Genomic DNA, 15973 nt, shown 5'->3' with positions numbered 1-15973 from the left:
TAAAAATATAAAATACCAACACCCTATTATCTCCATTCCTAATCACATACACATTTGCAATTATCTTGTCAACGACTGAATCTCTTTTTGTATAAGTCTTCCTGCCGCCTTTGCCAGCTCATCAATACGACGTATTCTTGTAAATTCTTTTCCATAAATCTTTTCTGCGCTATTGGCCGCCGCATCATTTCCCATAAAAACGGCTGATACATGTATTCCTTTAGCACGCAGTGCACGTACCTCTTCGGCTGCATCATTAACAGAAATATCGTCGCTATAATCATGTCCAAACGGGCTGTCCTGTGATGGCAGAATACGCTGGCTGTCATTAGGCGCAGCATCTGTTAAAATAATCACAAGATGCCTGTCAGCCACCCCCGGGTTCATATCAAGGATTTTACCAATTCCCCGAAAAGCAAGACCATCACGATTCCAACCGGCAGCATAATAATTGAAAATATTGTCGCACTTCTTATCCCTAAAAGACTTCAATATATGAAAAACTGTATATCCTCTAACACTGCAAAATCTTGTTACCCTGACCGGTATATTACATTTCACGAGGCTTTTGGAAATAATTACTCCCTGCGCAGCAAGCATTTCCTGATACTGAAGCCTTGAAGCAGATGCATCAAGAAGCAGATCCACTGTAAAGGACGGTTGATTATCATCTTCATATGTGTGAAAAATCCTGTTATCTTCTATATATTCTGCACGCCATACTTTGGTTGTATCAAGCCTTCCTCTCTGACCTGATATTACATCTGTCTTCTGACTTATATATTCGCTATTACGGATTTGTTCGACTATATGTGCAATAAGACTATCATAAAGCCGTACATTTTTATTATAATATGAATGATTTCTTTCAACCTGCAGCTGTGACTGTTCTCTTAAATGAAGAAATTCCTTCGGTATATTTTTCTTTGTTATATATTTTCCATCTGTAAACCATAAATGGCATCCTGTATGACTGCCTGTACACAGTTCTTTTTCTATTTTAATAAGAGTCTGCTCTGATATAACAGATCTTCCAAAACAATTCTCAATATAAGAGCAGTCATCATTTTCTTTCTTATATGTTATATTATCTTTCTTTTTACTGTAAGCTGCTTCACCAGTCATATTGTCCGCCGCAGAAGAACGCATAACCATTACATGATTATTTCTTACAGAGCTGACAGGCATTATTCTTGTCATTATCCGGGCAAATGCCCCTGTAAAATGCAGTCGCAACGCTTTTTTTTCATGTTTTACGCCATCAAAAAGATTAAATTTGCGATAAATTGCCAGCACAGCATCTATCAACCGGTCTGTTTCAGGCATTATCTGTGGTGTCAGTTCTGCATACAGCTTTTGTTCATTTGGTGTCAGCAGAACCTTCTTTTTCCCTGACACACTGCTCCATCTGGCTGACTGCATATTATATACAAGCCGGTTTTTACTCATCCACTCCTGCCTCGACAGCTTATATTCACCTGCAAAAAAAGCCTTTCCATAATAAACCCGTAAATCAGTCATAGACGGACGTTTTAATGCTTCCTCTGTATACAGTACATGTTCCAGATAAAGCCATGTCAGATCATCCAGCATAGCCTGACTGATATCTCCGTTCCAATAACCAAATAAAGTGCTGATTGCCTTTTCACCATAATACTTATATGCCAGTCCAATTATAAGATTCATATATAAATCTGAATCTAAATCCCCTGTTTCAACAGCCAGAAACAATGGATCAAAATTATAGCGTTCCGCCGCATTCCATACCTGATTAGCAGCCCGTCTTTCCTTAGCAGTATAAGAAATGGTACGCATTATTCAAACACCTCCGTATTATGCAGCTTTAAAGGAAACCTTGAAGCTATGACATCACGTATAAGCTCTTTTTCATAGCTGTCAAATATCTTATTGGTAATTCCAAGATCCAATGCATCCCTGATTGGAATACCCTTTTTTATAAGACTTATAGCATCAATTAATCCACGCAGATCCAAAGCTTTCTCTGTAAGTTCACCATTTTCACATTTTTTCTGAAGTTCATTAAATAAAAGTGCAAACTGTTTGTTATACTTAGTAACAAGTGAAGGAAACTGATCCTTTAACAGTCTCTCAAGATCTTCCTTTGCCAGTGGCGGCATCTGTATAACTACAAATCTTGAGGCAAGTGCCTCATTTAATTCCCTTGTACCTGCATAATTATAATTCATCGTAGCAATAAAACGTGTATCATCTGCAACCTCTATCCTGTCATATCCTGGAACATCAATTACACGTCTGAAATCAAGTACAGAATGTAAGACTGCAAGTGCTTCATTCCTTGCCATATTGATTTCATCGAGAATCCCAAAGCCGCCACTTTGTGCACAACAGTACACCGGTCCGGGTCTGAATGTAACCCTGCCATCGTGAAATGTATCAGAACCTATCAGCGCAGCCGCATCCATATTAACATGGAAGGAAATATCCCATGCCGGACGTTCAAAAACTGCTGCAAGATTCTGTGCAAGCACATTTTTTCCCGTTGCCTTCTCTCCTGCCAGCAAAAGATTTCTGCCACACAGAAGCACTGCAAGAGCCTCTTCCCATACCTTATTGCCATAATAATGAAAATGTGGTACAGGAATACGTTTTTTTAATGCTTCATCTACAGTATGTTCTTCTGAATAATGCCGGACTTCTTCTACAAGCTGTGCAGAAACACCTTCCTGCTTCAAAAACTCAATCAGATTATTCAATACCAACACCTCTTTAACTATTTTTTTATATTTTGATTATATTCTTTTTATTTATTTATTTCAAATTACAATAATTCAAGCTATATTAATGTCCGATTTATTCAAGTTCGAATTGTCCCGTATAGAGCTGGTAATATCTTCCTTTCTGCTCTATCAGCTCATCGTGGCTTCCACGCTCAATAATCTGTCCTTTCTCAAGTACCATAATCGCCTTGGAATTTCTTACAGTTGACAATCTGTGTGCAATAACGAATACTGTTCTGCCTTCCATTATTGCATCCATACCATTCTCGATAAGTCTTTCTGTTCTTGTATCTACTGAGCTTGTCGCCTCATCAAGAATAAGTACAGGAGGCTTGGCTACTGCTGCCCTCGCAATGGCAAGAAGCTGGCGCTGTCCCTGTGAAAGATTGCTTCCATCGGAATAAAGCATTGTATCATAACCATCTGGAAGCCTTCTTATAAATGAATCTGCATTAGCTATTACGGCTGCCTCCCTTACTTCCTCATCTGTTGCATCAAGCTTTCCATATCGTATATTGTCTGCAATAGTTCCTGTAAACAGATGTGTTTCCTGTATAACCATTGCCATTGACCTTCTTAAATCATCTTTACTTATATCCTTAATGTCTATTCCGTCATAAGTTATTGTTCCTGACTGGATATCATAAAATCTGTTAATAAGATTAACTATTGTTGTCTTTCCTGCACCGGTTGAGCCTACAAATGCTATCTTCTGTCCCGGCTTTGCATATAAAGTTACATCATTAAGAATAGTCTTTTCTTTTACATATCCAAACACAACATCTTTAAATCGCACATCTCCCTTTAACTCAACAAGATAGCCTGCTTTATCTTTCGTCGCTGGAACCTTCCAGGCGTATATGCCTGTATTACCTGAAGCTTCCATAAGTTCACCAGCTTCATTTTTCGTAACATTACATAATGTAACCCTGCCTTCATCAACCTCAGGTTCTTCGTTCATCATATCAAATATACGCTCTGCACCTGATAAGGCTGAAAGCAGGAAATTAACCTGTTGTGTGAACTGGTTAAGAGGCATCGCACTCTGCCTTACATATACAAGATATGCTGAAAGCGTACCTAAATCCATAAGTCCCTTTAATGTAAATATACCGCCAACACAGGCTGATATTGCATAATTAAGATAAGAAAGACTTACTATTGTAGGAATCATCATTCCAGCAAATGCCAGTGCATTAGTTGACTCTTTTCTGAAATTCTCATTCATTTCACAGAATTTCCCGTAATCCTTTTCCTCGTGGTTAAATACCTTCTCAACCTTCTGTCCAGCCATCATCTCCTGAACGAATCCATTGATTTTACCAAGCTCTTCCTGCTGTCTGTTAAAATATTTCTTACTGTGCTTACTGTTAAATTTGATAAAGAAGAACATTATAATAAGAAATACGACAACTATCATAGAAAGACGTATGCTTAATACCATCATCATCGTAAGTGTACCAAACAGCATAATAAAACTCTGTATTATCATAGCAAAACTGTTATTCATAGCTTCCTGAACTGTATCAACATCATTAGTAAAACGGCTCATAAGTTCGCCGTGTGTATGTGCATCGAAATATTTTAATGGAAGCTTCTGTGTATGCTTAAATAAATCATTTCTTATATCCTGTATAACCTTCTGTGACATTTTCACCATAATGCGGTTATATCCAAGTGTTGATAATGCTCCACACGCATACATTACGCCCATAGCTATAACAGCCTTTAAAAGTCCTGTCATATTGCCCGGAACAATAAATCTATTGACAACAGGCTTAATAAGATAAGTTCCTGTAACATTAGCTCCTGCACTTATGAATACAAGAAATGCTACTAATATAAGCATCCATTTATAATGTCCAAGATATACGAATAACTGTTTCAATGTCTTCTTGGTATCTTTAGGTCTTTTATATCCAACATATTTAGCCATTATAAATCCACTCCTTCCTTCTGTGATTCATATATTTCCTGATATATCCTGTTATTGGCAAGAAGTGTTTCGTGTGTGCCTATCGCAGCTACCTTTCCCCTGTCCAGTATGATAATCTGGTCAGCGTGCTTTACCGAAGATATTCTCTGTGCTATTACAATCTTGGTCATATCTGGAAGCTTATTAGCAAGTTCCTCTCTTATCTTAGCTTCTGTCGCTGTATCTACCGCACTTGTTGAGTCATCAAGAATAAGCACCTTTGGCTTTTTTAATATAGCTCTCGCAATACATATTCTCTGCTTCTGTCCACCTGATACATTGACACCGCCCTGTCCCATATCAGTATCATACCCCTGTGGAAGTCTGTCTAAGAATTCATCTACACAGGCAATATGGCAGGCTTCATTTATCTCCTCCATAGAAGCATTCTCATTACCCCAGTAGAGGTTAGAAAGCAGTGAGCCTGAGAATAAAGTGTTCTTCTGCAATACAACTGCAATAGCATCCCTTAAATGTCTCATAGGATATTTTTTTACATCTATTCCGTCTATTCTCACCGTTCCTTTGGTTGCATCGTATAATCTTGGAATAAGTGATACAAGCGTTGTCTTGGCTGAACCCGTCTGTCCTATTATTCCAATAGTCTGTCCTGCTTCTATATTAAATGAAACATCAGAAAGAACATATTCTTTTGCCTCTTTCTTGTATTTAAACCATACGTGGTCAAACTCAATTGAACCCTTTTTAACACTTATATCCTCTGCCTGTTCATCTGTTATGTCTATTTTTTCATCAAGAACTTCGACAATTCTTGAAGCTGAGGCTAAAGAACGTGTCATCATAAGAAATACATTTGACATCATCATAAGTGAATTAAGTATAAGAAGAACATAACTTAAAAAGCTTGTAAGCTCACCAATCTTTAACTGTCCTGCATTAATAAGATGTCCGCCGATAAAGAGAATTGATATAATCGTTCCATACATAACAAACTGCATAGCTGGCATATTAAGAACTGCTATACCGAATGCTTTCTCTGACTCTTTCTTAAGATTAGCATTAACTTCCTCAAACTTAGAAACCTCGTAATCACCTCTTACATATGCTTTAACTACTCTTATCGCAGTAAGATTTTCCTGAATGCTTCTGTTGACTAAATCTATTGCATTCTGCATACGTCCATAAAGTGGACGGACATTCATAATAATAATTATGAGAAGCACGGCAAGTATAGGCAGTGCCACGAAAAACACGAATGCAAGTGTTCTGTTAATTGTAAATGCTACTGACGATGCAAATATAAGCATAACCGGGCTTCTGCCAAATGGTCTCATACCTGTTGATACCGAATTCTGTATATTCGTAACATCACTTGTCAGACGAGTAACCAGCGAAGAAACCCTGAAATGGTCTATATTGGCAAATGAATATGATTGTAATTTCTCATATTCTGCCTGCCTTATATTAGCGCCAAGTCCCTGTCCTGCAAGTGCTGAAAATCTTGCACTTCCAATGCCAAGGATAAGTGCCAGAACCGCACATCCTGCCATCTGCAAGCCCTTAGTATAAATATAAGCTGTGTCGCCATTAGCAACACCATTATCAATTAAATCAGCCATAATCATAGGCACCATAAGTTCAAGCACTGCCTCAACAGCAATACATAAAAGTGCCAGACAGGCATATTTCTTATACTGTTTCATATAAGAAAATATTCTTTTAAGCATTAAAATGCACCTCCAATTGTTGTATCTGCAACTATTGTAACATCAATTTTTGCACTGTCAACTTATATTTTCAGCCTTCAGACTTCAAATACCTGATTATCCATATCTAAATTGGGAACTGATAAATTATTAACTTCTAAACTTTCTATAAAACGGCAATAATTTATTGACATCCGCATATATAAGTGTTAAAGTGTGACCATAATGATTGTTAATTAATTATCAATCTTATTTTTATTAAGATAGTTACTTCGTGTAACACTATACATCACTAACAAAGTATATGTATGATTATCTAAGAAAAGGGGAACTAATTATGAGCAAAGAAAAATCTTTAGTAGTTGACAACATCCAGTCTCTTGAAGAGCTTATAAGCTCTGTAAAAGAGGCACAGCGTATCTTTTCAGCATATTCGCAGGAACAGGTTGATAAGATATTTACCGCTGCTGCCCTTGCTGCTAATAAGGCAAGAATACCTCTTGCCAAGATGGCTGTCAAAGAAACTGGTATGGGAATTGTTGAAGACAAGGTAATCAAAAATCACTATGCTGCTGAATACATTTACAACGCATACCGTGATACCAGAACCTGCGGTGTTATCGAGGAAGATAAAGCCTATGGCATTAAGAAGATCGCAGAGCCTATCGGTGTTGTTGCCGCTGTTATTCCTACAACTAATCCAACTTCTACTGCTATATTCAAGACTCTTATTTCATTAAAGACACGTAATGGCATTATCATAAGTCCACATCCCCGTGCTAAGGAAAGCACAATAGCTGCTGCTAAGGTTGTACTTGAGGCTGCTGTTGCTGCCGGTGCTCCTGAGGGTATAATCGGCTGGGTTGATGTTCCAAGCCTTGAACTTACCAACACTCTTATGAAAGAAGCCGACATTATACTTGCAACTGGTGGTCCTGGTATGGTTAAGGCAGCTTATTCATCTGGAAAGCCTGCACTTGGCGTAGGTGCTGGTAACACTCCAGCTATTATCGACAGTACTGCCGATGTTATACTTGCCGTCAACTCTATTATCCATTCTAAGACATTTGATAATGGTATGATATGTGCTTCTGAGCAGTCAGTAATCGTTGACTCATCTATATATAAGCAGGTTAAAGAGGAATTCACTAAGCGTGGCTGTCACTTCCTTAATAAGACTGAGCTTGATAAAGTAAGAAAGACTATCATTATCAATGGCTCGTTAAATGCCAAGATAGTTGGCCAGAGTGCTTATAATATCGGAAAGCTTTCCGGCATAGAAGTACCTGAAACCACCAAAATTCTCATTGGCGAAGTTACTTCTGTTGACCTTTCAGAAGAATTCGCACACGAGAAGTTATCTCCTGTTCTTGCTATGTATAAGGCAAAGGATTTTGATGACGCCATAAGTAAAGCTGAGCGTCTAATAGCTGATGGCGGATTTGGTCATACTTCTTCTATATATATTAATTCTGCAACTGAAAACTACAAGCTTGCTAAGTTCGAGGAAGCTATGAAGACCTGCCGTATTCTTATTAATACACCTTCTTCACAAGGCGGTATCGGTGACCTTTATAACTTTAAGTTAGCACCTTCTCTTACACTTGGCTGTGGTTCGTGGGGCGGTAACTCTGTATCTGAAAATGTAGGCGTAAAGCACCTTATTAATATTAAGACTGTTGCTGAGAGGAGAGAAAATATGCTGTGGTTCAGAGCACCTGAAAAGGTATACTTTAAGAAAGGCTGCCTTCCTGTTGCACTTAACGAGGTAAAGACTGTATTAGGCAAGAAGAAAGCATTTATTGTTACAGACCAGTTCTTATATAAGAATGGCTACACTAAGTGCGTTACCGACAAGCTTGATGAACTTGGCATAACACACACAACCTTCTTCAATGTTGCACCAGACCCTACATTAGAATGTGCTATTGAAGGAACTAAGGCTATCAACAGCTTTGAGCCTGACTGTATCATTGCTATCGGTGGTGGTTCTGCTATGGATGCTGCCAAGATTATGTGGGTTATGTACGAACATCCTGAAGTTGACTTTATGGATATGGCTATGAGATTTATGGATATAAGAAAACGTATCTACACATTCCCTAAGATGGGCGAAAAAGCCTACTTTATAGCTATTCCTACTTCTTCTGGTACTGGTTCAGAGGTTACACCTTTCGCAGTTATCACTGATGAAAAGACTGGCATAAAGTATCCTCTTGCTGACTATGAACTACTTCCTAAGATGGCTATTATTGATGCTGATATGTGTATGGACCAGCCTAAGGGACTTACAGCCGCTTCTGGTATAGATGCATTAACACATGCTCTTGAAGCATATGCTTCTATTATGGCTACAGATTATACTGATGGTCTTGCACTTAAGGCTATGAAGAATATATTTGAATATCTTCCAGCGGCATATGAGAATGGACCTCACGATGCCAAGGCAAGAGAACAGATGGCTACCGCTTCTACTATGGCTGGTATGGCATTTGCCAACGCATTCCTTGGTGTATGCCACTCTATGGCTCACAAGCTTGGTGCTTACCACCATATACCTCACGGCATTGCTAACGCACTTCTTATTACAGATGTAATGCGCTTTAATGCCGCAGAAGTTCCAGCTAAGATGGGAACATTCTCACAGTATGCTTATCCTCACTGCAAGGAAAGATATGTTGAATGTGCTAACTTCCTTGGTATTGCCGGCAAGAACGATGATGAGAAGTTTGAAAACTTCTTAAAGGCTATCGAGGAGCTTAAGGATAAGGTTGGAATTAAGAAGACTATCAAAGACTACGGCATTGATGAGAAAGACTTCCTTGCTACACTTGATGAGATGGTTGAAAATGCATTTGATGACCAGTGCACAGGTGCTAACCCAAGATATCCTCTTATGAGTGAGATAAAGGCTATGTATCTTAAGGCTTACTATGGAAAAGAGGTTAATCCAGAGGATATAAAGACTAAGTAATATAAATAATCAATATAAATTATATATATTATTATGATGATATATTGTCAATGTCAGATAACATTATTCTCACTGACAGACACAACGGGCTTGTGATATGTACAATACCACTTGTCCCGTTATATAAAGATATGAATGGATATGTGGCAATCTTTATAAAGATTGCCCTCTCGCAGAATTGACATCTGCGTATGAACTTGAATGCCTACATAGTAATAGGCAGGAATGGAGGTTATTATGAAAAAATGTATATATAAAGGAACTCTAAAATCTGTATACGTTGATAAGGATAAGGCTGAGAAAGTATTTGCACTATCTTACAGCAAATCCGATGTATTATATGAAGCACTTAACACTGCAAGAGTTGAAGATACAGGACTTGATATACCACGACTTCTTAATGTATCTGTAGTAGATGGCAAATGGACTATCACAAGCGAATATGCCAAAGGAGAAACTTTAAAAGAGCTGTTAGCTAAACACCCTGAAAATGCAGATGCTTACATAGAGGCTATGGTTGACTACCAGATAGCTATTAATAAGCACAGCAACCCTCTTTTAGTCGATATGAAAAGTAAGCTTGAGCGACAGATTAATGAGCTTAATATTCCTGCTGACACGAAATATGAGCTGGACTCAAGACTTTCAGAGCTTCCTTATCATACTAAATTATGCCACGGTGATTATTGTCCAGAAAATATTATCGTACAGACTGATGACAACAACCAGATAATTGCAATTACCGCTGTTGACTGGGTACACGCTACTAAAGGTAATGCTTCTGCCGATGCGGCTAATACTTACCTTACACTTAAGCTTAGCGATGAAGCCCTTGCCGATAAGTACATATCAATGTTCTGTGAAAAGACTTCTACTGATAAGCGTTACGTTGATAAGTGGATACCTATCGTAGCCGCCGCAAGACTTACTAAGAAAAAGCCAGAAGAAAAGGAAATGCTTGAGGCTATGATTGACATATGTGATTTCCAGTAATCAGATATTAACTTACGATACATCTGTTAATCAAATGTATTAATATTCTTCATTGTTCAACTTTATAAAACCAGCCATATGATACCCCTGCCTCCTTTATGGGAAATGACATCATATGGCTGGTTTTATTATATTTTATATAATATTATTATCTTCAAGAAATTTGCTATACATAGCTTCTATTCTATCCATATCATCATTGTGAAGATTTCCTATTTTAAATATAAAGCTGTCTTTATTAAGCACTGTAACCTTTGATACTCTAGCAGTTGAAGCTAATCTCAGCCCTGCTTCACTCCAATATATAATTGGAATATCATAAGGGTCTTCCTTTCTTACTTTATGTTTAGTTATCTTCACTGATAATACCCCTAATACATTTTCATCAAGTACAATAACTGGTCTATTTATTATTCTACTCGCATCTTCCTCCAACGGAAATTCTACAAACCATACTTCTCCTTTTCTCATTCTGCCTCTCTTTCTTTTTTCATTTGCTCAAACATATCATCCCATTCAGTTTCTTCTACCCATTCATCATCTGATGCTATTACAGCTTTACCATCAGCATTATAATTAGTATTTGCCATTGCCATTTGATATGCTTTATCGCTATATCTCCCAACATTCATATCCGGGTGAAATGGTAAAGCCTGCTCTCTTACTGCCTGTTTAGCCGCCATAGTAAAAAATGTTGTCATATCCATTCCAAGATTTGATACTAACTCCTGCAACTGACTTTTTAAATTCTCGTCTATTCTCATAGTCACATTAGTATTAGCCATAATTACCATCCCTTTCAAATTATAAATTTACTCTAATATTAGAATATGCCTTTCCTGTTGTTTTGTCAATACATTGTTATAACAATGTATTATTTTTAACCTTATCTACATCAAACACCATACTCTATATTATATTGCAGACAACTAATACCTCACTATATAACTTGCATTCCCCACAATAAATCAATATACTAAAATAAATTATTATATACATTATAATCAATTATATACACTATAATCATAAGAAAGGACTACAAGAACACTATGGAACTAATAAAAGGCAGACCAGCCAATGAAGCTGACAGACTTGATAAAGAAATCAGAGTATATGATTTACTTGACCAGTTAGGAATGGAATATTACAGAACCGACCACGAACCAGCAACAACAATGGAAGTATGCAACGATATTGATAAAATTCTTGGCACACTTATATGCAAGAACCTTTTCTTATGCAACCGACAGAAAACACAATTCTATCTTCTTATGATGCCGGGAGATAAAGTATTTAAGACTAAAGATTTAAGCCAGCAGATTAACTCTGCACGACTTTCATTCGCCGATGAGGAATATATGAAAGAATATCTTGATATAACACCGGGTTCAGTATCTATTATGGGGCTTATGAATGATACTGACAACCACGTCCAGTTACTTATTGACAAGGAAGTACTTGAAGAAGCTTCTCTTGGCTGTCACCCTTGTATCAATACTTCAAGCCTTAAGTTAAAGACAAGCGAAGTTATGGATAAGTTTCTCCCTGCTGTCCACCACGAAGCCATAATAGTTGAACTTCCACGATACGAAAATATTTAAGTATATTAATCTCTAACACTTAAAATAAAGTGCTTAGCGTTATCTATCATTCCCCCGAATAGATTAACACTAAGCACTTATTTTCATACCATTGTGAAATATACTTATAATATATAATCAATAGCAAATCATACAACAGCAATTCACAATCCTATATGAGCTATAGCTTGAAATATACTGCCACAATTTATTATTGCTATGTAATATTACTGTATCTGTCCATCTGAAATAGTAATTATCCTGTCTGCGTAATCAGCCATCTGTCTGTCGTGTGTTACCATTATTATTGTCTGCTCGTATTTCTGACTTGCTTTTGATAACATCTTTGCAACTGTTTCTGCACTTCCCGCATCAAGATTTCCTGTAGGCTCATCAGCAAATATAACCGCCGGACTTGTAATAAGTGCTCTGGCAATTGCCACTCTCTGCTGTTCTCCACCTGACATTTCTGATGGATATTTATTCTTGCAATGGCTTATCTCTAATTCTGATAATATCTCGTCAACCTTTGCATCATCTGGCTTTTTTCCATCAAGTAGAATTGGCATAACTATATTTTCATATGATGTAAATTCTGGAAACAGGCTGTAATCCTGATATATAAAGCCTATATTTCTTCTTCTGAAACCTGACAGCTTCTTGTCCTTCATATGTGTTATGTCCTCGCCTTTTATTAATATACTGCCTGTATCTGGTGTATCCATACTTCCAAGTATTCTTAATAATGTAGATTTTCCCGAACCACTCTTTCCTATAATAGCTGTAAATTCGCCTTTCCCGAATTCAAGGGAACACTGCTTTAATGCAGGAACATCTACACTTCCTGTATGATATGTCTTGGATATCTCTTTAGCCTGTAATATAGCCTCCATACTTATCCTCCATTTCTATATCTCTAATTGCATATATGTAATTCCATATATAATTATTTTTAATATTACCTAATCAAATATATATTTATAAGCTGCCTGTGCCTATATAACTATAATTTCCTTATATTACTTGAATATATCAGCACTTCCAATATAAGCATAAGCGGGAGTGTTACTATGCACCACAGTGATTCCCTAAGTGCTTCACGCATACATATTCCAAGTAATTTCCCTCTTGTCATCCCCATTTTTCTAAAGAGAATGAACTTGCCGTGTCTGCTTTCTATCCTGTTTCTTATAATTATTGCCATTATAAGAAGCTGGATAATTATTACCGCCATTATAGTTATTCCATATTGCAGTATATTATTGACAAGCTGCGTTCTGTATACATTCTTGCTGTCAACATTTGACTTATAAGTTATATTATTACTCTTAAGATAAAGTGCAACTTTGTTGTTAGTAGCAGAAAATGTTGATGACAGGTCGTAATCTATCTTTATCTGATTATACTGTAATTCAAAATCTATTCCGTCTGTCAGTCCTTCTCCCGTAATTCTTAGCATAAGATCTTTCTGGTTATCAACCGCCTGCTTAGCAAGTTGCGTACTTGCAAGTGCTGTATAATAACCATAATCTGGCATTATACCATTAAAATCTTCCTTAACTTCATCTGTAACTTTAATAACTGCTGCCACCTGAGGTGCTACACAGGCACCAAACATCGTTTCTACCTCTAAATCAGTCTGTGTGAAACTATATGTTGTACTTGCTGTATTAGGATTATCGTCATCTTTAAGTTCTACCTGTAAATCTATTTTTCCACTATTATTATATTTATTGAAAAATGGAATATCATATGGATATACTGCATTGCTTGATGTAATATACCCTCCTTTATTACACTGTCCAAATGGAACATTATAATAATTATAATATAATGTATCACCAGCTTTTAATGTATCATCATAATCACCCTCACAGTTATCCTGTATAAATACTATAACCTGTTTTCCACTTGCAAAGTCATCATAATTAATATTGGATTTATCAATATATTTGCTGGCTATATCATATATTTCCTTTGTTGGATTTACATATTCTGTTGCAAATAAATACCGGCTTCCATAAGTCGGATCTTTCATAGTTTTAGCTATAGATGAAGCCTTCTGTGCAGCTATAATCTTGTCAATTCCCATCTTATGATAGTCCTGGTTATCCCAGTACCATGTTCTTTCTGACTCAAATATAGAATAATCAATTGAAACTATACCCGGTATTTCATTTAAACCATCTATAACATCAGATGACACACCTTCTATAATGCTATTATTACCATCTTTAGCCAAAGGCGAATTCATTATTGCACAATTAGACTTTATAATTCTATCTGGTGAATTATATGGTATAGATGTAAATAATGCTGTCATACCATTATCTAATATCAACTGGCGTAATTCATCATACGGAATATTATATCTATTCCTGCTGTTGTATTCTTTATTGATAAGATCAACCTGTGTAAATTCGTCCATATTTAACGACTTAGCTGGATAGTTATCAAAATCTTTAAGGTAAGATATATATATCATATCAGTTCTATAATTAGATGATGGTATGTCCAGATATCCATATATATCAGGAAGTGAATTATTTTTCTTATATTTATCAAATGATGTAGCTATCTTCATAACGCTGAATACAAGTACAACACAGATAAACAGTGAAAATAATCTTACACCTATTATCATTCCTACACCATCACGCTTCATAAGCCTGCTTGTAATTACACGGCTTACATTAGATACCTTAAGGTTGGATTTTCTGCCTGATGTATTATTATTACGAACCTCAATATTAACTATCTGCTTTTTGCTTCCTGCCTTAAGACGCTTCTCTTTAACTGTATCCATAACATTAGATAACAGTCCTACTATCTCCTCAACTACAACTGCTATTACAACAGAAGCAATACTTTTTAACACAATAGAAACATTAATTGTATAAAATGAAAATCCTGCCTTTCCTTCAAGTATGCCTCCTACAATTCCTCCAGCCAAAAATGCTGTAATTATTCCTATCAATGCTGCTGGAACTATTATCAAAGCATTTTCAATAATATACATTCTTCTAAGCTGTGAACTGTCTGCACCTAAGGAAGCATATTTCTTATAAGATGCCTTTCTTGTATTCTTATACTCAATAAGCTGGTAAGAAAGTGCTGTTATTCCTATTGCCATAACTATTAAATACATATAAATATATATGCTTGTTGAACCCCAAGGCTTATAATCATATACACCTGAATTGTATGTATAACTCTTTGATGTCTTTTCCTTTATAGAGTCAAATACTGCTTTGTAGTCATCAGTCTTTATTGAAGCCTTTATAGGATATAAGAACACCGAACGTATATCATAATTAAATTGTGATAATTCACTGTTCACTACAACTGCTGATGGTATCTGCTTTCCATTATTCCATATATTAGTATAATTTCTGTATATACCAACAAGTGTATAAGTCTTTGTGTTTCTTTTCTCTTTGTTGCCTATGCTGTTATTGTCACAATATTTAAGATTAATGCTCTCACCAATCTCACCGTTATAACCGAGTGTCAGAAGGGTGTTCCAGTCCATTGCTATCTCACCACTATTTTCTGGCTGTCTTCCTTCATCAAGCTTTATATGTGACTGTGCAAGAAACTCTGATGAAAAGCTTCCTACATAAAAGCCTGTACTCTGCCAGTCATCGTTAAGAACATTAACGCTTCTTGACACCTTTACCGGCTGTTCAATATAAATGTGGTCTGTAAGATTACTATCTGGCTGCCTGCTTCCTATATCCATAATAAACCAGTCGCCAAATCTGTCTTTATTGGACTGCATCTGCCACTGATACATATTTTCCTGAAATATAAGAACTGCTGTTACAAAAAATACTGCAAATAATGTTGTAAGTGCAGCTCTTATAATCTGCCTGTATCTTCTTTTTACGCTTTTAAATGTTATTTTTAGAATATTCACGTCATTACTCTGATATTAATACCAGCCACTCCTTTCTTTTAGGTTATAACTAGAATACCCTATGAATCTTACAGCAATCTTACAATCGTTATTATATTGGTATAGT

General features: G+C 36.5%; 11 protein-coding genes. 3 read left to right on the top strand and 8 right to left on the bottom strand.

Annotation, left to right across the window (positions count from 1 at the left end):
* Nucleotides 1–60: 60 nt before the first annotated feature.
* The 4 genes from WMO42_RS00755 to WMO42_RS00740 all read right to left on the bottom strand — a co-directional run bounded on the left by WMO42_RS00755 (nucleotide 61) and on the right by WMO42_RS00740 (nucleotide 6422).
* Complete coding sequence (locus tag WMO42_RS00755) at nucleotides 61–1815, bottom strand: hypothetical protein (protein WP_022502927.1); 1755 nt, start codon at nucleotides 1813–1815, stop codon at nucleotides 61–63.
* Nucleotides 1815–2735 (bottom strand): MoxR family ATPase, encoded by a 921-nt coding sequence (locus WMO42_RS00750; RefSeq protein ID WP_082421599.1) that lies wholly within the window; start codon nucleotides 2733–2735, stop codon nucleotides 1815–1817. The genes WMO42_RS00755 and WMO42_RS00750 overlap by 1 nt, the downstream gene beginning before the upstream one ends.
* A gap of 97 nt (nucleotides 2736–2832) precedes the next feature.
* A complete protein-coding gene (locus WMO42_RS00745; RefSeq protein ID WP_022502929.1) occupies nucleotides 2833–4695 on the bottom strand; it encodes an ABC transporter ATP-binding protein in 1863 nt (620 codons plus the stop codon).
* On the bottom strand, nucleotides 4695–6422 hold the full coding sequence (locus WMO42_RS00740) for an ABC transporter ATP-binding protein (protein WP_349191307.1): 1728 nt from the start codon (nucleotides 6420–6422) through the stop codon (nucleotides 4695–4697). Before WMO42_RS00740 ends, WMO42_RS00745 begins: the two co-directional genes overlap by 1 nt.
* 316 nt (nucleotides 6423–6738) lie before the next feature.
* Between WMO42_RS00740 and adhE the strand changes: the two genes are divergently transcribed.
* Together adhE and WMO42_RS00730 are read left to right on the top strand one after the other, a co-directional pair.
* Nucleotides 6739–9375: a bifunctional acetaldehyde-CoA/alcohol dehydrogenase gene (adhE, locus tag WMO42_RS00735; protein ID WP_349191306.1), complete on the top strand. Its 2637-nt coding sequence runs from the start codon at nucleotides 6739–6741 to the stop codon at nucleotides 9373–9375.
* 237 nt (nucleotides 9376–9612) lie between these two features.
* Nucleotides 9613–10368, top strand: coding sequence for a phosphotransferase (locus WMO42_RS00730; protein WP_318255694.1), 756 nt, complete (start codon nucleotides 9613–9615; stop codon nucleotides 10366–10368).
* 135 nt (nucleotides 10369–10503) lie between these two features.
* Here WMO42_RS00730 and WMO42_RS00725 read toward each other — a convergent pair whose 3' ends face one another.
* Together WMO42_RS00725 and WMO42_RS00720 are read right to left on the bottom strand one after the other, a co-directional pair.
* Nucleotides 10504–10839: a type II toxin-antitoxin system PemK/MazF family toxin gene (locus WMO42_RS00725; RefSeq protein ID WP_022502932.1), complete on the bottom strand. Its 336-nt coding sequence runs from the start codon at nucleotides 10837–10839 to the stop codon at nucleotides 10504–10506.
* Nucleotides 10836–11153, bottom strand: coding sequence for a type II toxin-antitoxin system RelB/DinJ family antitoxin (locus tag WMO42_RS00720; RefSeq protein WP_022502933.1), 318 nt, complete (start codon nucleotides 11151–11153; stop codon nucleotides 10836–10838). Before WMO42_RS00720 ends, WMO42_RS00725 begins: the two co-directional genes overlap by 4 nt.
* 264 nt (nucleotides 11154–11417) lie before the next feature.
* Here WMO42_RS00720 and WMO42_RS00715 point away from each other — a divergent pair, with 264 nt between their 5' ends.
* The gene (locus tag WMO42_RS00715; RefSeq protein WP_022502934.1) at nucleotides 11418–11969 is read left to right on the top strand and encodes a prolyl-tRNA synthetase associated domain-containing protein; all 552 of its coding nucleotides are present in this window, start codon (nucleotides 11418–11420) and stop codon (nucleotides 11967–11969) included.
* 206 nt (nucleotides 11970–12175) lie between these two features.
* On the opposite strand, the gene WMO42_RS00710 is transcribed toward WMO42_RS00715, so the two are convergent.
* Together WMO42_RS00710 and WMO42_RS00705 are read right to left on the bottom strand one after the other, a co-directional pair.
* Nucleotides 12176–12841, bottom strand: coding sequence for an ABC transporter ATP-binding protein (locus WMO42_RS00710; RefSeq protein WP_022502935.1), 666 nt, complete (start codon nucleotides 12839–12841; stop codon nucleotides 12176–12178).
* A 110-nt stretch (nucleotides 12842–12951) separates the two neighbouring features.
* The gene (locus WMO42_RS00705) at nucleotides 12952–15867 is read right to left on the bottom strand and encodes an ABC transporter permease (RefSeq protein WP_349191303.1); all 2916 of its coding nucleotides are present in this window, start codon (nucleotides 15865–15867) and stop codon (nucleotides 12952–12954) included.
* Between the last annotated feature and the right edge of the window lie 106 nt (nucleotides 15868–15973).

The organism is Lachnospira sp. CLA-JM-H23 (assembly GCF_040096425.1).
Lineage (GTDB): Bacteria > Bacillota > Clostridia > Lachnospirales > Lachnospiraceae > Lachnospira > Lachnospira rogosae.
This window is presented reverse-complemented; position numbering and strand designations above follow the sequence as displayed.